Below are 16,868 nucleotides of genomic sequence, written 5' to 3' on the forward strand. Positions count from 1 at the left end.
TATGTGCCGACGACACACTATAAACAAGGCAGACCGGCCAATAGAGTGAGCAGGTTCACAATCGCCGTTTACAATTCAGTAATACTCGGCCAAGTTTGAATACAGTCACAAAACCTTTGGTTTAATATGCTTACAACACCTTACCTACGGTTACGAACGCTGTAGCAAACGTGTACATAACAACCACTACTGATATACTTTCGCCCCTTATGATCAACCCTCAACGGCTTCCTCAATGACCACCCGCATACTGATCTGCGACGACTCCGCCCTTGCCAGAAAACAAATGGCCCGGGCCCTGCCGGAGGGGCTGCGGGGGGATGTCAGTTACGCAAAAGACGGCGTGGAAGCCCTTGAGAAATTACGACGGCATGAGGCAGAGCTGATGTTCCTGGATCTGAACATGCCGGAAATGGACGGTTACCAGGTGCTGGAACAGGTCCGCGAGGAAGACCTGCCGGTCATGACCATCGTGGTTTCCGGCGATATCCAGCCCGAAGCCCGGGAGCGGGTGAAAAAACTCGGCGCCATCGATTTCATCAAAAAGCCCACCGAGACGGGCATCCTGCTCAGCCTACTGGTGGATTACGGGGTTTACCGCCCCGGAGACCTCGAAGACGCCGCACTGCAGGATGCCACCCTGAAGAATACAGGCAGCGCCAACCCGGAGATTTCCGTTTCCCTGAATGACTATCTGCAGGAAATCTCCAACGTTGCCATGGGGCGCTCCTCCGATCTGCTGGCCCGCCTGCTGAAGGTGTTTGTGAAGCAGCCCATTCCCAAGGTGGCCTTCCTCGCCAATTCCGAACTGCACATGGCGATTTCCTCGGTCAGCAACAGCAACACGTACTCCGCCGTATGCCAGGGCTTTACCGGGGCCGGCATTGCCGGCGAGGCATTGCTGCTGTTTGCAGACGCCAGCTTCAGGGACATGGCGGAGATGCTGCACTACGAAAACCTTGAAGGCGAAGCCGTCAACATCGAAGTGTTGATGGACATGTCCAGCATCCTGTTCGGAGCCTTCCTCAAAGGCATCGGCGACCAGCTGGATCTGAAGCTCGGCCTGGGCCACCCCACTGTACTGGGCCAGCACCGGCAGATCACCGAACTCCTGGAGCACCACAGCGCCCGGGAAGAACAACTGCTGTGCATCGAAATCTGCTACACCCTGGAAGACCGGGATATCGAATGCGACATGCTGATCCTCCTCACCGGCGATTCAGTACCTTTTCTCGAAGATCGCCTGCAATATCTGGTGGACTGACCGATGGCCATTAACGACTTTGAAGCCAACTCCTTTCACTGGCTGGTGGACATGCTGGAATCCGTGGAGGTGGGCCTGGTAGTGCTGGATCTCGATTTCCGGGTGCAGGCCTGGAACGGCTTCATGGAGAACCACAGCGGCATCACCGCCAGCAAAATCCGCAACCAGGTGTTGTTTGACGTATTCCCGGATATCCCCCAAGCCTGGCTCGCCCGCAAGGTGGACGCCGTTGCCCTCCTGAACACCCGGGCCTTCACCTCCTGGGAGCAGCGGCCCTACCTGTTCCGGTTCCGTAACACCCGGCCAATTACCGGCACCGAAGAGTACATGTTCCAGAACCTCACCATCAGCCCCCTCTCCGGGGTTACCGGGCAAGTCGAGAAAGTGTGCCTGATGGTGTATGACGTTACCGATGTTGCCAGCAGCAAGCGCGCCCTGGAACGCGCCAACGAACAACTGGCCAAACTCAGCATGACCGACCGCCTCACCGGCCTGCTCAACCGCGGCACCTGGGAAAACCTGGTAGACGCCGAGTTCGAGCGCTTCCGCCGCTACGGCCACGCCACCAGCCTGGTGATGTTCGACATAGACCACTTCAAACCCGTCAACGACACCCACGGCCACCTGGCCGGCGACGAAGTAATCAGACACACCGCGGGCATAACCCGCGCCAACATCCGCCAATCCGACAGCGCCGGCCGATACGGCGGCGAAGAATTCGGCATCATACTGCCGGAAACCGACGCCGAAGGGGCACGGATCATCTGCGAGCGGATTCGGGAAAGCATTGAACAGAGCGTGGTCGAAACCAGCGTGGCGCCGATTCGCTATACCATCAGCATTGGCATTGCCCAGTTAACGGATGAACCCGAGAACTATATGCAGTGGATGCAAAAAGCGGACGAGGCCTTATATGTGGCCAAGGAAGGAGGACGGAATCGGGTAGTGGTGTCTTAATATGGGGTCAGATGAAAATGGGGTCAGATGAAAAGTTCATCTGACCCCATTTTCATCTGACCCCCGAGTTCGTGCGCTGCGTCATGGTAGACAAGGCAGCCGTACGATAAGGTTCCAGCCTCAACCAAACGATCACAAGGATGTGGTGTTATGCCCAGAACCACGAGATTCTGCCCTCCCGGCGTTCCCCAACACGTTATCCAAAGAGGAAACAACCGCCAGCCAACCTTCAAAGGGCGTGTAGATTTTGCGTTCTACTGTCGTCTGATGGAGCAATATGCCGAAGAGCACGGCGTCGCCTTGCATGGCTGGGTACTGATGACAAACCATGTGCATCTGCTGGCAACTCCTTCAACAGAGAAAAGTCTGTCAGCCTATATGCAGTCAATTGGCCGGCGTTACGTGCGCTACTTCAACCGTCGCCATGACAGAACCGGCGGCCTTTGGGAAGGACGATTTCGATCCTGCCTGATTGACTCTGAAAATTATTTGCTTGGCTGTCAGCGCTACATCGAGATGAACCCGGTCAGCGCAGGAATGGTCAGCAACCCAGAAGATTACTGGTGGTCAAGCTATCAGTGCCATGCCCTCGGAAAAACCAGCGAAATGCACAGCCCCCACCCGCTTTACCAGGCTCTCGGCAACGACCAATCGGAACGCCAACGGCGGTATCGCCAACTGTTTGCCAGCCCCATGCCCGACTTTCTCAAAGATCAAATCCGAAAAACGGTAAAAAGCGGCAAAACGCTCGGCTCGATCGAGTTTAAAAGCCAGCTCAAGGCCAAGTACGGTATATCCGACTGAAGACGGGTTGGGGTCAGATGAAAATGGGGTCAGATGAACTTTTCATCTGACCCCGAATTCGCCTTACCTCGCTGCTATAATGTCGCATACATTTTAAACCGGATCCGGAATCAATATGACCGCAGTTGCTGACACTTACTGGCAAATGCCGCCGAACCAGAGTAGAGCACTAATGATTGCGCAGAAAGAGGTTTCGGTCTTTGTCTATGACGCCGTGCGCCTGGAGGGCCTCAACTTTACGCTGCCGGAAATACAAACATTACTGCAGGGTATTACGGTAGGTGGCCACAAGTTGAGTGATCAGCAAATTGCCATCAACCAGAGTGAAACCTGGAAAGCCCTATTTCAAAGGATCCGGGAACGCCAGTTCCAGTTGGCCAAAGAGTGCGCCACAAGCTTGCATGCCATCGCTGCAAAAGAGGAGGCGTTGGAATGGGGGTGCTTTCGTTCAGGATCTGTGCTCATCGCCGGCACCGATTATGAACCTCCAGCCGCAGAAGAGCTTCCGGCTCTGTTCGATGAAATGAAAGACAGCCTGGATGAAATCAACGACATCTACGACCAGGCCATTCATATATTCCTGACCATGGCCCGATACCAGTTCTTCTACGATGTGAACAAACGGATGGGCCGATTCATGATGAACGGCTATCTACTGAACAACGGATATCCGGCGATTAATATACCCGCATCAAGGCAGCTTGAGTTTAACGAGTTAATGCTTGAGTTCTACGAATCCGGTGACGAGACGGCAATGAACCGGTTTGTCCGAAGCTGCCTCAGCGAAAAAATCATCCGCATAATGAGGGAGTGAAGTTGGGGTCAGATGAAAATGGGGTCAGATGAACTTTTCATCTGACCCCATTTTCATCTGACCCCAAGTTCAGCCGTTAGTCCTGCTGCCAGCTCTGCACAGCTTCCTTACCATGCTTCTGACGCCACTCATTCAAGGTCTTGTGATTGCCACCACGGGTTTTAACCACTTCACCGGTGTGCGGGTTCTTGTAGGTTTTCAGTGGGCGCTTCGGGCGGCTGCCAGTTGCTGCATCTGCTTTGCCACCGGCCACAGAGGGATCAATTGCAGAAAGGATCTGAAGCACATCCTTCGGTGACTTGTTATGCTCCTTCATCAAATCACGAACCTTGTCTTCAAACTCCAGTTCGCCTTTCAGTGCATGGTCTTTTTCAAGCTGTTCCAGCTCTGAAGCAAGCTTTTCCATAAGCTGTTTTTTCTGGTAGTAATCGTTAATCTTTGCCATGGAATTAAAACCTTATTCAATAGGGGCCTTAAAAACTAAATTGGAGTTGACCAAAAGTCGCCAACAATAATAGACAAAACAATGTATCCTGGCAAAATTATTTATTTACGAAGCCTTAATAATAAATCCGGTCAATTTTAGCGGCTTCTGAAAAGTTCCCTGTACAAATAATGTGCTTACAACCCCGGATCCGCCTCATACAAAGAAAAAACACCCGGCGGATCAAATAAAACACCATCAACCGGGAAACCTTCCGATGCTTCTGGCTGGCCTGTCGGGCCGCTACAGGATAGAGTATCCATGGTAGAAGGCAGAACTGAACCAGCCACTACCAATGCGAAGCCAATCAGCCCCGGACATCACCAACTACCACCATGGATGAAAGCACCCACCTGCGCACCCAATCCTACCTGGTGGCACGCCACCAGCACCCGGCCTGGAAACTGCTTTCCGCCACCCGAGGGCCGCTGGTTCTGAGTTGTCTGCACGCATTACTGGAACAGAACCGGGAGGAAATCCTTTTCGAGGATGCCCAGCAGATGCTGACGGACATCCTGCTCCAGCATGCCAACAGCGACGACCTGGAGCTGCCCACCGACGACCCGGCTGGCGATGCCCGGCGGGAGCTTCGGTCCTGGATTCGCCGGGGTCTGATTATCGAAAGAAACGGCCGGCTGATTGCCACCGACGCCTTGCAAAAGGCCCTGGCCTTTGCAGAGGGGCTTGATGAGCGCATCATGACCTCCACCGCATCCCGCCTGGCCACCGTTCAGCGGGAAATCGAAAACCTGGAAACCCGGCTGAACCCCGATGCCCGGAGCCGCGCGGATCACATTCGTCGCAAGATCAAAGATCTGGAACACGAACTGGCCGAGGTGGAAGCCGGTCGCTTCAAGGTACTGCAAGGTGGTGAGGCCGCCGAAGGCATTCGCGAGGTCTACAACCTGGCCACCAGCCTGCGGGCGGACTTCCGTCGTGTGGAAGACTCTTATCGCGATGCCGATCGACGCCTGCGCCAGTCCATCGTCAGCGAACAGCATCACCGTGGCGAGATTGTCGACCGTCTGCTGGACGGCCACGACACCCTGCTGGAAACCTCCGAGGGCAAGGTATTCCACGGTTTCCACGAACAACTGGGGCGGTCCACGGAGCTGGAGAACATGAAGCAGCGGCTGCGTACCATTCTCCGCCATCCGGCCACCCACCATGCCCTCTCCCGCCAGCAACAGGACGATTTACGCTGGCTGGTCATTCGCCTGATTCAGGAGTCCGCCGCTGTCATCAAGGCCCGGGCCCGCAGTGAGCGGGACGTCAAGGGTTTCCTCAAGACCGGGCTGGCGGCAGAAAATCATCGGGTGGGTGAGCTACTGAACGGTATTCTCAATACAGCACTGCAGATTGACTGGTCCAGCCATCGGGTCCGCAGGAGTGACACACCACTGCCCCCGGTGGCCGTTGCAACCTCCAGCCTGCCCCTGTTGGAGCGGCTGAGATTCAAGTCCGCAATCGAGGAACAGGCCCGGGGCCTGGAACTGGCGGAGCAGAACGTCAATCTGGAAGAGGTGGACGCGGAATTCTGGCGCGCCTTCGACGGGCTCGACCGGGAGGCCCTGTTCCAGGAAACCGCAGAACTGCTTAAGGTGACTGACCGGCCCATGAGCATTGCCGATCTGGCCCGCCACCTGCCACCTACCCACGACCTGGAAACAGTCGCCCTTTGGCTGGCCATGGCCCGGGAGGCGGAGGTGACCATTTCCGAACACCGCGAAGCTGTGGATATCACCGACAGCAACGGCCAGAAACTGCGTTTCCTCGTACCGAAACTGGCACTCACCAGGGACGACGCAAACTCTATCGACTGGGAGCTATAACACAGCATGCCCGACTACTTTGACCGCCTGACCAGCCGGACGGACACTCCGGAAACAGGCGACGCGCAGAAACAGGATGCCCCCTCACCGGCCCATACCGACGACACCGCGGCACCGGCTTCGGAAACTGACCAGTACACCGCCAGCAACCTGAAAACCACCGCCCAGGAACTGCTCAAATACGGCCTGCTGGAGGCGGATCGCAAACCCAACCTTTATCAGGTAGCCACCAGTCAGACTGCTTCCGTCAACCGGATTCTGGAGCCATTCGACCTGCGCCTCAAGGTGGACGACATCCGCGGCCTCGCCTTCCTGGTGGTATCCGAACAACTATTCCGGGACGGCGGGGAAAACGACGACGAATGGTCCCATCCCCTTGTGCGCCGACAGCGGCTGAACATGGAACAGTCCCTGCTGATTGCCATCCTGCGGCAGCACTTTATCGCCCATGAACAGGAAGCCGGGCTGGGTGCCGGCGACGCTGTGGTGGAGCTGGAAGAACTAATACCGCAGCTGCAACTCTACCTGGGTGACACCGGCAGTGACACCCGGGACCAGAAACGCCTGCGCAGCCTGATGGAGAACCTGAAAAACCACGGCATCGTCTCAGACATTGATGCCAACGATCAGGTAGTCATCCGCCCCATCATCACCCACCTGGCCAATCCGGAAAACCTGCAGAACCTGTTGCACCACTTTCGCACGCTGGCCGGGCAGGCCGCTGGCACGGACGGAGACGAGTCATGAGCCTGCCCCGGAACGACCTGTTTGCAACCGAGGTTACCCCGCCCACCGCGTATATACTGACCCACCTGGACCTGTATAACTGGGGCCCGTTCAATGGCCGGCACTGCGCGGAAATCGACCCCAGGGGTACCGCCATAATCGGCCCCACTGGCAGTGGCAAGACCACCCTGGTGGATACCCTGATGACCCTGCTCACCCACCAGCCCCGCTACAACCTCGCCTCCACCGGCGGTCATGAAAGCGACCGGGACCTGATCTCCTATATTCGTGGCGTCTCCGGCGCAGGCAACAACAGTGGGGACAACAGCCATATCGCTCGCCCGGGCAAGACCGTAACCGCGGTCTGCGCCCGCTTTTCCAATGGCAACAAGGCCTTGCGCATTGGTGCTTTATTCTGGGTGGATGGCAGCAGCTCCGCCGCCAGCGACCTCAAGCGCCTGTGGCTGGTCTCGGAGAGGGACGACCAGGGCCTGGAGGACTGGCTGGCCATACACCACGAGGGCGGCGCCCGGGAACTCAAGCAGCATGCCCGGGACACCCCCGGCCTGCAGGCCAACGACAGCAAGAAAGCCTATCTCGCCCAGGTACGGCGGTTCTTCGAGGTGGGCGAAAACGCCTTCACCCTGCTCAACCGTGCCGCCGGCCTCAAGCAGCTCAACAGCATCGACGACATTTTCCGGGAGCTGGTGCTGGAAGACCACTCCGCCTTTGACCGGGCCTCTGAAGTAGCCAGCGAGTTCGATGACCTCGCAGCCATTCACAGCGAACTGGAGACCGCCCGCAAACAGCACCAGTCGCTGTTGCCCATTGCCGAAACCCACGAGAAGCACCAGGCCACCCGCACCGAGCTGAACCAGCAGCAAACCCTGAAGGATAACTTGCCGGTGTGGTTTGCCCAGGCGGGCTACCAGCTGTGGAGCAACCGTATCCTGAACCTGGATACACAGCTCGGGGAAAGCCAAAGCACCATCCATTCCCTGGAAACCACCGCGGCTGGCCTCAACAGCAAAGCCACCACACTCAAGGACATCTACCTGAAGGCAGGTGGTGCCAGCATCGAGCAGCTGCGGGAACAGATCAGCCTGCAACAGCGGTGGCTGGATGAGCGGGCCCGCGACTCCAGCGATTATCAATCCCTGACTCGCAAACTCGGTTTGGATGACTCACTCTCCGCGGAAGCCCTCGCCGCCAACCAACAACAAGGCACGGCAAAGCTCCGGGAACTGTCGGCGCTGGAGGAGGAACAGGACGAGACAGTCCTGGACCTCCGGATCCACCAAGGCAAGCTTGCCGAAACCCTGGCCGAAATCACCGGGGAGATCGACCGCATCCGGGCCAGGCCGGGCTCCAACATCGATGGCCGGTATCAGGAATTCCGCAGCGAGCTGGCCGAAGCACTGAACCTTGAGGAGGACAGCCTGCCTTTTGTGGCGGAACTGGTGGAGGTCAAACCGGAAGAAGGCACCTGGCGTGGTGCCATCGAGCGCGCCATCGGCGGGCACCGGTTGCGGCTACTGGTGCCACCCGCGGCCATGCAGACGGCCCTGAACCGAATCAACAGCCGAGAGAACCGGCTGCATGTGCGGTTATTGGAGGCCCAGGCACCCCAGACCCCGGCGCGGTTCCTGGAAGATGGTTTCACCCGCAAACTCAACTTCAAGGACCACCCTCACAGGGAAGCCCTGAAGCAGCTGCTGGCCGGTATCGACCGCCATTGCGTCGACTCGCCGGAAACACTGCGCCAGACGCCCCACGGCATGACCAAGCAGGGCCTCATGTCCGGCAAGAAGGGCTATTTCGAGAAGCGGGATAACCAGCGGCTGGACAAAGGCTGGATGACCGGTTTCAACAACCGGGACAGGCTGGCAGCCCTGGGCGACGAACTAACGGAAATCCGGCTGACCGCCGGGCAGGTTGAGCAGCAGCTTAATACGGCACGAGCTGCCCTGAACGACACCCGGGATCAGATCAAGCTATACACCCTGCTCTCAGAGATCGATTTTGATGCCATCGACCTGCCCACTGCCCAGGCCGCGCAGGACGAACTGCAGGCCCGCCTCCAATCCCTCACCGCTCCGGATTCGGACCTGGAAAAGGCACGGCAAGAGTATGAAACGGTCAACAGGCAACTGGAACAGACCCAGCAGGAGTTGTCTGACGAACGAACCCGCCATGCCCTTCTGGAAGACAAGCGAAGCCAGGCCACCGACCGATGCAAAGACCTGCTGGACAGGATCGGCGACGGCCTGCCGGCTGAGCAGCAGGCCCTGGCGGATAAACATTTCACCCCGCCGAAAGCCGACCAGTACAACCATCTCGACCAGTTGGAACGAGTCCAGCGGGAACAGCTGGAACAGGATATCCGCCTTCTGAACAAACGGGTGCAGGGCTATGAACTGAGCCTGACCCAGCTGATGGAAAAAGCCCGTTCCATCGACACCGGCGCCCTGGCGGAAACCGGCAGCGATATTCGCGACATCCCGGAATACCTGGAGCGGCTGCGGGTGCTGGAAGAAGAAGCGCTGCCCCAGAAGCTGGAGCGATTCCTGAACTACCTGAACCAGTCCTCGGACCAGGGCGTGACCCAACTGCTGGCCCATATCCAGAACCAGGTGGCCATCATTGAGGAACGCATTGCGGACCTGAACGCCACCCTGAGGCGGGTGGACTTCCAGCCCGGCCGATACCTGCGGCTGGAACCCCGCCGGGTTACCCACGAGTCCCTGCGCACCCTGGAGCGGGCCCAGCGCCAGCTCCGCGCCGACGCCCTGAAGGATGACCAGGGCGAAAGCCATTTCCGCGCCCTGCAAAACATGGTGGGACTGCTGAGGGATGCCGCCGACAACAAACGCACCGTGGGTGCCCGGGCGTTACTGGACCCCCGCTACCGGTTGCAGTTCGAAGTATCGGTACTGGACCGGGACAGCAGCACGGTAATCGAAACCCGCACCGGCTCCCAGGGTGGCAGCGGCGGCGAGAAAGAAATCATCGCCAGTTACATCCTTACCGCGTCGCTCAGCTACGCCCTGTGCCCGGACGGTGCCACCCTGCCTCTGTTCGGCACCATCGTGCTGGACGAAGCGTTCTCGAAAAGCTCCCATGCAGTGGCCGGCCGGATTATCTCAGCCCTGAACGAATTCGGCCTGCACCCCCTGTTCGTTACGCCCAACAAGGAGATGCGGTTGCTGCGAGCCCATACTCGCTCAGCGATCCTGGTACACCGTAAGGAGCTCCAGGCCACCCTCACCTCCCTGAGCTGGGAAGAACTGGAAACCCACGCCGAACGCATGGCCCGGAAAGCCCATGAAATCCCCGGCTGAACTGGCCAGCCGCCTTGCCCGGCAATGGCAAAACGCTGACCTGCGGGAACAGCGCCTGCTCAATGCCGACACCTGGCCGCTACGAATCCCTATCAGCAAGCCCACCGGCGGCACTGTCCGGGATAATCCCGGCAGCGTTCGCCAGCATCTGCAGCGCTGGCGGGAAATCACCGTTGGAAAAACACAATGGCAACAGGTGCGGTTCCGCAGCGCCAACGACAACGTGGAAATACCCGTTGCCTGGGTGCTTGCATCGCCCAGCGAGTGGATACAGGCAACCGGCAACAGCGAAGTAAGGCGTGAATATCAACGGCTCAGCCGCCTGGCCGCAGCTCTGGATGAGCGCTTTCACCCATTGATTATCCGAAGGCGCAGCCTAGTGCTGGATAAACCGGAAACCGACGTTATCCGGTGCGGAAAACTGGCCCTGCAACTCAGCCCCGGCTGTGCGGCCGGCAAGCCCCTGCGGGCGCTGCCCCTGGCGGGTATCGACAGCAAGTTCTTCGAACGCAACCGCCAACTGGTCGTGCGGATGCTGGACATCCTGTTCGATGGCCAGGTCAGCGAAACAGGCCTGGAAGCGTTTCTGGGTGCGGAGGATGAAGGCCATCACTGGCTGCTGGTCGCGGATCTGGAGGGTGGCCTTACGCCTTTTTCACAGTTCCGGGTCCGGGCCAGCGAACTGCAAAAAACTCCGCTACCGGGGCAACACCTGTTGCTGGTGGAGAACGAACGCTGCCTGCATCAGTTGCCACACACTCCCGGCACCATTGCGGTACTCGGCTCCGGCCTGAACCTGTCCTGGCTAAAGGCCAGCTGGCTCGCCGAAAAAAACCTCGCCTACTGGGGCGACCTGGATACCTGGGGCCTGACCATGCTCGCGCGCGCCAGAAACCACCAGCCCCGCCTCACGCCACTGCTAATGAACCAGGCGGTCTTCGAACAGTTCGCGAAAGAGAATGCCGTAGAAGAACCCCAACCCGCCGAATCCGTTGCGCCCACCGGCCTGACAACCGGCGAAGCCGAACTCTACAACGCGCTCCTGGAAGCAGAACGGGGCAGGCTGGAGCAGGAGTTTTTGCCCGAAGCGTTGGTGCAGCGGGCAATTGGGGAGTGGGTGGGGAAGTGGCCTTTCAGGCAAACCGGATCATGTCAGCAATCTGGTGAAAGTAGTCCTGAGACCAAATATCAATAGCCTCCGGGTCAGGAATGAAGCGGACAACATCCTGACGGGCTGAGCGAATATCCAGAGAATCTATGCGTTCGTGCAACATGAGCCGGAAATCACTATTCGAAAGCCCTTTATCGGCCAGATCCCCACTTTATTGAGAGAGTCTAACATCGGGTGGGGTTCCAACTACCTTGACAGAGGGGGGAATCAAACCATGCCAGGCAAGCGCCCACTCAAGGGAAACGCAGGAAGGGCCGTACAAGTTGTTAGCAATCAAAGGCAGGCTGAGAGGCACCTGGCGCCATTCCGGCCCTACCACGTACATGCCCTTCTTAAGTTGGACCAGCACGCCTGCGCCAATCCACTTCGCTATTTTATCATTTGGGCGACTGTAATCACGAAGCACCGAAAAAAGCGAGGAACGGGTGAAAGGAACGCCGTTAAACTGTTGTAGCTGCTGCTCAAGTCTAATGCGTAAATTTTACGCGCAAAATCGATATTTTGTCGATTATCCGTGTAAATTTTACGCAACCTCTCAGAATCTGCCCCACCTGTGTGAACGATGGGACACTGCATGTTACAACCGCAAATCCGCTTCACCCAACGGCAAAACACCCTTCAGATCAAACAAAACCCCATCGTCCTTCAAATACGCCCGCAGCTCCTTCGACGATTTTTCAGCGTATTCGCGATGGGGTACGGCCAGAAACACCGCATCATAGTCACCGGCTTTCGGGGCATCCACCAGAGAAATACCATATTCGTGCACGGCTTCCTCATTATCTGCCCAGCAATCCGTCACATCCACGGCACAACCGAAATCCTCCAGCTCGCGGATAACATCCACAACCCGGGTATTTCGCAAATCCGGGCAATTCTCCTTAAAGGTCAGGCCCATCACCAGTACCTTTGAAGAAGCAACGGTGTGCCCGGTTTTTATCATGGCTTTAACAAGCTCGGCCGCTGCATACGGGCCCATGTTGTCGTTTACCCGGCGCCCGGCGAGGATAATTTCCGGGTGATACCCGATGGCCTGGGCTTTATGGGTGAGATAATACGGATCCACACCAATACAGTGCCCGCCAACCAGGCCGGGTTTGAAGGGCAGGAAATTCCACTTGGTAGCGGCGGCGGCCAGTACTTCATGGGTATCAATCTTCAGCCGCGCGAAGATCATCGAAAGCTCATTCATCAGCGCGATATTCAGATCACGCTGGGTATTCTCGATAACCTTTGCCGCCTCAGCCACCTTGATGGAACTGGCCTTATGGGTGCCGGCGGTAATAATGCCGGCATAAAGCGCATCCACTTCACTGGCAATCTCCGGAGTAGAACCGGAGGTGACTTTCATAATACTGGCTACCCGGTGTTCTTTATCACCCGGATTAATACGCTCGGGGCTGTAACCCGCGTAAAAGTCCTGGTTAAACACCAGGCCGGAGACTTTCTCCAGAACCGGCACGCAGACTTCCTCGGTTGCACCCGGGTATACCGTGGATTCATAAATCACGATATCGCCCTTTTTCAAAACCTGGCCCACGGTTTCACTGGCTTTAACCAAGGGCGTTAAATCGGGCGTTTTGAATTCATCAATCGGTGTTGGCACCGTCACAATATAAATCTGGCAATCGCGAATGCCTTCGAGGTTATCCGTAAATGACAACCCCGATGAAGCGGCCAATTCTTCCCGGGAAACCTCACGGGTAAAATCAACACCGTCTTTAAGGTCAGCAATGCGCTTGCTGTTGATATCAAAACCGACGATCTCTCTTTTTTCACCAAAAGCAGCGGCAAGAGGAAGCCCAACGTAACCCAAACCAATGACAGCAATTTTCTTCATATGAAATCCTTTCCAGATCAAGCAGCATGGTGACGCTTCGGATGTGTTTGGTCTCCACGACCAGTCAGTAAACCCTGAACACTGATATCCTCATCCAGAGAATCCCAGTGGATACCATGAACGCTCAATTCATAAGCATCCCTGGCTTTTTTTTTTCCGCATGCAGCAGGCGCGGAAACCAAGCCAACGGGGTACCAATTGTGCGACCGTCCGAAAGTATGACCCAAAGATTGTCGTCATCAAACCAGACTTTTTCAGGCGAAGTAGCCATGCCACGCATCCTCAAACAATTAACACATCATTCGAGACGATCTTTTGCCTTTCTGTATACATCGGCTCTCTCACATGTCCCTACGGCGATAACAGTAACCGTTACCGTCTCATCCTGAACTTCGTAAACAAGCCTGTATCCGACACTTCGCAGCTTGATCTTGTAATAATTTTCAAACCCTGAGAGGGCATCCGAGGCAACGCGCGGCATATCAAGCCGCTCTTCAAGTTTCTTTTTGAACTGTTTCTTGACGGGCTCAGCCAGCTTTTTCCATTCTTTTAGCGCAGACCTCTTGAAAGCAAGCTGGTACTCAGAGCTCATTCAGATCGACCCGCACGCTCGGCTCCGAGCGGCGCTCTCGCACAATATCAGCAAGATTCTGGTCATCCAGTCGCTCCAACATTGCCTCATACACATCAGCCGGCACGCAATAAAAGGCAGGCTTGTTCCGGTTGAGCACAGCCACAGGGAAACCACCCCCATCACGAACTGTCGCCATCGGGTTCTTTTTAAGCTCTGACACGCTGGCAGTAACCTCTGAATAGATTGGGCTAGTCATAACAACACCTCAAGACCAGTTAACCGGTCTTATTTTAGACAACTAACAGATCGGCCACAAGCAGAGCGACATTTAACGCAAAGGATTATCTGCTAACCAAATTGGCCGGGAATCAAAACCCGAGCTTGCGGGAAAAACATCTCAAGCCTCTCCCGAAACGCAACTTTCGCACCCCCATCCCCATGTACCACCCGAATCTCCGAGGGCGCCTCAGGAATGCCCTGGACAAATCGAAGTAAATCACTCTGCCCCGCATGGGCCGAATAGCCTCCAACCTGATGAACCCGGGCCCGGATGTCATAGCGCTCGCCATCCAGCTCAACCCAGCCACCCCGAGGACCAAAGGTCAGAATATCCCGCCCGGGCGTGCCGGCGGCCTGGTAACCCACAAACAACACATCATTGCGTTTATCACCAAGCATGGCCTTCAGGTAATTCACCACACGGCCACCGGCGCACATGCCGGAACCCGCCAGAACCACACACGGGCGATGGGACCGGGCCAGGTAATCTACCGCGTTCAGGTGGTCTTCGTGGGAATTGATGACTGTGAGCTGCTCGAACGACAGCGGGTGCCGGCCCTGTTTGACCAGTTCGGTGGCTTCGGCGTCCCAGAATGGCTTCAGGTCTCGATAGATTCGCGTGAACTCTGCGGCGAGCGGCGAATCGACAATGATTTCCAGCGACTCCCAGGTGAAGGAGGGGTCTGACCCCACGGGGTCAGACCCCATTTTCAGCCTTTCCTCCGACCCCATTTTCACGCCCGCACCGACAGCACTATCCCCAAACTCATGAATCAAACTCTCAATTTCGTAGAGTAATTCCTGAGTCCGCCCGATACTGAACGCCGGCACCAGCACGGTACCACCATCCGCCAACGCCCTCTCCAGGATCGCCTTGAGCCGAAGTCGCCGCGTGGCCCTGTCCTCATGGTCTTTGTCACCATAGGTGCTCTCAATCACCAGCCGATCCGCCCGCTCCGGAGACTCCGGCGCGGGAAGCAACGGCGCATGGGGCGCGCCAAGATCGCCGCTGAACACAATGCGCTCTTGCGCACCGCCACACCGGGCATCGCACTCCACATAGGCCGAGCCCAGAATATGCCCTGCCCTCTGCAACCGTACCGACAGTGAACAATCATCCTCGGAAAATACCGAATGCCACTGGCCATAGGGAATTGGAACCAGCCGGGAACGGATCAGCCCCAGAACCCGCTCAATCAGCTGCCTGTCCCGGGTAAATCCGATCTTCAGTGCATCTTCCAGAATCTCCGGCAACATAATGGCCGACGGCTCCGAGCAGATAATCGGCCCGTCAAAACCCGCCGCCAGCAGATAGGGAATGCGACCCACGTGATCAATGTGCACATGGGTGACCACCAGCGCCCGGATATGGTCGATGGGGAAATCGATGGCGAGATCCGAAGCGGAAGCACCCCGCCCTTCGTCCTGGCCCTGGAACAGACCGCAGTCTATGAGGATACCTGCGGAGCCTGAGCCGGTGAAGCTGGGGTCTGACCCCGTGGGACCAGAGATGCCGGCAGCGTTGGCGCCAGTGAAGTTGGGGTCTGACCCCATGGGGTCAGACCCCTTTTTCATCCCCGCAGTCAGAGTCAATCCGGCCCCCATGGGTTCGGGATCGGTGCCAGTGAAGTTGGGGTCTGACCCCACGGGGTCAGACCCCTTTTTCATCCCCGGAGTCAGAGTCAATTCGTGGCAGGAGCCGGTTACGCCAGACGTGGCGCCGTGGTGAAAAACGTCAATCATGACAACATCCTTGTTTGCAGAGCTTCCCGTGGATCTTGAAATGCAAGTATTCCAGCAGCCTGTCGGACTTAAGTGATCGTCACGAGCAAGGTGGGAAAGCGGCACAGTAGATCAGCCTTAAGTCCGACAGGCTGCTGGTATGGATTTAAGGCGTTTCAGGACCCCGCTACTGCGCATCCGGCAGATCGGCAAAACCTTCGGCTACGGCCTGCTCTAATTCAGATGCAAGGTCGGCCTGCGCCAGCACCGGAAACTCCTTCATCAATTTGCCACTAACTCGGCCATGCTGGCGTATCGCCCGGATCATCCGATCAATGTGCTCGTCAGGGCCTTCAACCCAATCCTTGATCGCCTCGCGTGTGCGATACCAAGCCCTCTGAAAGGCAGCCTGGTGGTGCATCTCGTGTTCCAGGGTGTGGCGAATGATCGCGAACAGATATTCCGCTTGTTCGGTCAAGTCCGGATAGCGCCAGACAGGCGCCGCCTCGTCATATGCATTAAAAACAAAGCCGGATTCAATACCATCTGCATACGCCACGCGTTCATGTGTGAAATCGACCGCATCACGGTAAGCCGACATCAATGGCCGAGAGTAGCGCTCAAGAATTCGGTCATACTCGGCCCGCCTCACCGCCGAAGACGTTATCGCCGCCGAAACCGGCAAAATGAAGGGCTCGGGCACCACACCGTCGCGGCGGAGGGTATCATTCACCAGAAAACGGGAGATTCGCCCATTGCCATCCGCCAGCGGATGAATAAAGACAAACCCGAAACTCGCCACAGCAGCACGCACCAATGCCTCCCCCGGATCAGTTCGCGCCAGAAAACACTGCAACCCCTCCAGCATGCCTGGCAACCATTCCCAGTGCGGGCACATGCGTATTCCAGCCGGCGGCCGACCTGGTCATAGGTTTGGCGCCTACGCCCAATACGACTCTGCACCGGCAGCGGCTGGATTGCCTGCACGTTATAGCGTGCCGCCAACCAGGCATAGCCGATTTCATCACCCGCCATCGTGCTCAAAATGATTATCCCGCCA

Annotated in this window: 16 protein-coding genes; 8 read left to right on the top strand and 8 right to left on the bottom strand. The window is 57.1% G+C overall.

Features of this window, described 5'->3' with window-relative positions; translation table 11 throughout:
- The first annotated feature begins 235 nt into the window (after positions 1 to 235).
- From D0851_RS05240 to D0851_RS05255, 4 genes are all read left to right on the top strand, one after another.
- Positions 236 to 1,264 carry a response regulator gene (locus tag D0851_RS05240; RefSeq protein WP_117617676.1) on the top strand — a complete coding sequence of 343 codons (1,029 nt, stop codon included), beginning with the start codon at positions 236 to 238 and terminating at the stop codon, positions 1,262 to 1,264.
- A gap of 3 nt (positions 1,265 to 1,267) precedes the next feature.
- On the top strand, positions 1,268 to 2,221 hold the full coding sequence (locus D0851_RS05245) for a GGDEF domain-containing protein (protein WP_117617677.1): 954 nt from the start codon (positions 1,268 to 1,270) through the stop codon (positions 2,219 to 2,221).
- Between the two features lie 150 nt (positions 2,222 to 2,371).
- Entirely contained in the window at positions 2,372 to 3,025 is a 654-nt protein-coding gene (locus D0851_RS05250) for a transposase (protein WP_117617678.1), read from the top strand.
- A 115-nt stretch (positions 3,026 to 3,140) separates the two neighbouring features.
- Entirely contained in the window at positions 3,141 to 3,839 is a 699-nt protein-coding gene (locus D0851_RS05255; RefSeq protein ID WP_117617679.1) for a Fic family protein, read from the top strand.
- Positions 3,840 to 3,915: 76 nt separating this feature from the next.
- Here the strand turns inward: D0851_RS05255 and D0851_RS05260 are convergent, their stop codons facing one another.
- The gene (locus tag D0851_RS05260; RefSeq protein WP_117617680.1) at positions 3,916 to 4,284 is read right to left on the bottom strand and encodes a histone-like nucleoid-structuring protein, MvaT/MvaU family; all 369 of its coding nucleotides are present in this window, start codon (positions 4,282 to 4,284) and stop codon (positions 3,916 to 3,918) included.
- Between the two features lie 374 nt (positions 4,285 to 4,658).
- Between D0851_RS05260 and D0851_RS05265 the strand changes: the two genes are divergently transcribed.
- From D0851_RS05265 to D0851_RS05280, 4 genes are read left to right on the top strand one after another with little or no spacing between them, the layout of a single operon-like run.
- A complete protein-coding gene (locus D0851_RS05265) occupies positions 4,659 to 6,155 on the top strand; it encodes a DUF3375 domain-containing protein (RefSeq protein ID WP_117617681.1) in 1,497 nt (498 codons plus the stop codon).
- 6 nt (positions 6,156 to 6,161) lie between these two features.
- Positions 6,162 to 6,902, top strand: a complete 741-nt coding sequence (locus D0851_RS05270) for a DUF4194 domain-containing protein (protein WP_117617682.1) — start codon at positions 6,162 to 6,164, stop codon at positions 6,900 to 6,902.
- Positions 6,899 to 10,222, top strand: coding sequence for an ATP-binding protein (locus tag D0851_RS05275; RefSeq protein WP_117617683.1), 3,324 nt, complete (start codon positions 6,899 to 6,901; stop codon positions 10,220 to 10,222). Before D0851_RS05270 ends, D0851_RS05275 begins: the two co-directional genes overlap by 4 nt.
- Positions 10,206 to 11,417 carry a DUF3322 domain-containing protein gene (locus tag D0851_RS05280; protein ID WP_117617684.1) on the top strand — a complete coding sequence of 404 codons (1,212 nt, stop codon included), beginning with the start codon at positions 10,206 to 10,208 and terminating at the stop codon, positions 11,415 to 11,417. Before D0851_RS05275 ends, D0851_RS05280 begins: the two co-directional genes overlap by 17 nt.
- 553 nt (positions 11,418 to 11,970) lie before the next feature.
- Here D0851_RS05280 and tviB read toward each other — a convergent pair.
- The 7 genes from tviB to D0851_RS05310 all read right to left on the bottom strand — a co-directional run bounded on the left by tviB (position 11,971) and on the right by D0851_RS05310 (position 16,706).
- Complete coding sequence (gene tviB / locus D0851_RS05285) at positions 11,971 to 13,233, bottom strand: Vi polysaccharide biosynthesis UDP-N-acetylglucosamine C-6 dehydrogenase TviB (RefSeq protein ID WP_117617685.1); 1,263 nt, start codon at positions 13,231 to 13,233, stop codon at positions 11,971 to 11,973.
- A 17-nt stretch (positions 13,234 to 13,250) separates the two neighbouring features.
- Positions 13,251 to 13,415: a DUF2442 domain-containing protein gene (locus D0851_RS21020; protein ID WP_413773545.1), complete on the bottom strand. Its 165-nt coding sequence runs from the start codon at positions 13,413 to 13,415 to the stop codon at positions 13,251 to 13,253.
- On the bottom strand, positions 13,358 to 13,504 hold the full coding sequence (locus tag D0851_RS20475; RefSeq protein ID WP_227539451.1) for a DUF2442 domain-containing protein: 147 nt from the start codon (positions 13,502 to 13,504) through the stop codon (positions 13,358 to 13,360). Before D0851_RS20475 ends, D0851_RS21020 begins: the two co-directional genes overlap by 58 nt.
- Positions 13,505 to 13,531: 27 nt before the next feature.
- Positions 13,532 to 13,825, bottom strand: a complete 294-nt coding sequence (locus D0851_RS05295; RefSeq protein WP_117617686.1) for a type II toxin-antitoxin system RelE family toxin — start codon at positions 13,823 to 13,825, stop codon at positions 13,532 to 13,534.
- A complete protein-coding gene (locus D0851_RS05300; RefSeq protein WP_117617687.1) occupies positions 13,815 to 14,063 on the bottom strand; it encodes a type II toxin-antitoxin system Phd/YefM family antitoxin in 249 nt (82 codons plus the stop codon). The genes D0851_RS05295 and D0851_RS05300 overlap by 11 nt, the downstream gene beginning before the upstream one ends.
- A 92-nt stretch (positions 14,064 to 14,155) precedes the next feature.
- Positions 14,156 to 15,640 carry an MBL fold metallo-hydrolase RNA specificity domain-containing protein gene (locus D0851_RS05305; RefSeq protein ID WP_117620291.1) on the bottom strand — a complete coding sequence of 495 codons (1,485 nt, stop codon included), beginning with the start codon at positions 15,638 to 15,640 and terminating at the stop codon, positions 14,156 to 14,158.
- A 355-nt stretch (positions 15,641 to 15,995) separates the two neighbouring features.
- Positions 15,996 to 16,706, bottom strand: coding sequence for a Fic family protein (locus tag D0851_RS05310; RefSeq protein WP_117617688.1), 711 nt, complete (start codon positions 16,704 to 16,706; stop codon positions 15,996 to 15,998).
- Positions 16,707 to 16,868 lie beyond the last annotated feature (162 nt).

Origin of the sequence: Marinobacter sp. Arc7-DN-1, assembly GCF_003441595.1 — a bacterium.
Classification (GTDB): domain Bacteria; phylum Pseudomonadota; class Gammaproteobacteria; order Pseudomonadales; family Oleiphilaceae; genus Marinobacter; species Marinobacter metalliresistant.

Excerpts from the sequence above, each read along its gene's own strand:
- D0851_RS05310 (WP_117617688.1), bottom strand. The coding sequence starts at position 16,706 with ATGTGCCCGCACTGGGAATGGTTGCCAGGCATGCTGGAGGGGTTGCAG.
- D0851_RS05300 (WP_117617687.1), bottom strand. The coding sequence starts at position 14,063 with ATGACTAGCCCAATCTATTCAGAGGTTACTGCCAGCGTGTCAGAGCTT.
- D0851_RS05275 (WP_117617683.1), top strand. The coding sequence starts at position 6,899 with ATGAGCCTGCCCCGGAACGACCTGTTTGCAACCGAGGTTACCCCGCCC.
- D0851_RS05295 (WP_117617686.1), bottom strand. The coding sequence starts at position 13,825 with ATGAGCTCTGAGTACCAGCTTGCTTTCAAGAGGTCTGCGCTAAAAGAA.
- D0851_RS05305 (WP_117620291.1), bottom strand. The coding sequence starts at position 15,640 with ATGGGGTCAGACCCCAACTTCACTGGCGCCAACGCTGCCGGCATCTCT.
- D0851_RS05255 (WP_117617679.1), top strand. The coding sequence starts at position 3,141 with ATGACCGCAGTTGCTGACACTTACTGGCAAATGCCGCCGAACCAGAGT.
- D0851_RS05240 (WP_117617676.1), top strand. The coding sequence starts at position 236 with ATGACCACCCGCATACTGATCTGCGACGACTCCGCCCTTGCCAGAAAA.
- D0851_RS05265 (WP_117617681.1), top strand. The coding sequence starts at position 4,659 with ATGGATGAAAGCACCCACCTGCGCACCCAATCCTACCTGGTGGCACGC.
- D0851_RS05270 (WP_117617682.1), top strand. The coding sequence starts at position 6,162 with ATGCCCGACTACTTTGACCGCCTGACCAGCCGGACGGACACTCCGGAA.
- D0851_RS05280 (WP_117617684.1), top strand. The coding sequence starts at position 10,206 with ATGAAATCCCCGGCTGAACTGGCCAGCCGCCTTGCCCGGCAATGGCAA.
- D0851_RS05250 (WP_117617678.1), top strand. The coding sequence starts at position 2,372 with ATGCCCAGAACCACGAGATTCTGCCCTCCCGGCGTTCCCCAACACGTT.
- D0851_RS05260 (WP_117617680.1), bottom strand. The coding sequence starts at position 4,284 with ATGGCAAAGATTAACGATTACTACCAGAAAAAACAGCTTATGGAAAAG.
- D0851_RS20475 (WP_227539451.1), bottom strand. The coding sequence starts at position 13,504 with ATGGCTACTTCGCCTGAAAAAGTCTGGTTTGATGACGACAATCTTTGG.
- D0851_RS05245 (WP_117617677.1), top strand. The coding sequence starts at position 1,268 with ATGGCCATTAACGACTTTGAAGCCAACTCCTTTCACTGGCTGGTGGAC.
- tviB (WP_117617685.1), bottom strand. The coding sequence starts at position 13,233 with ATGAAGAAAATTGCTGTCATTGGTTTGGGTTACGTTGGGCTTCCTCTT.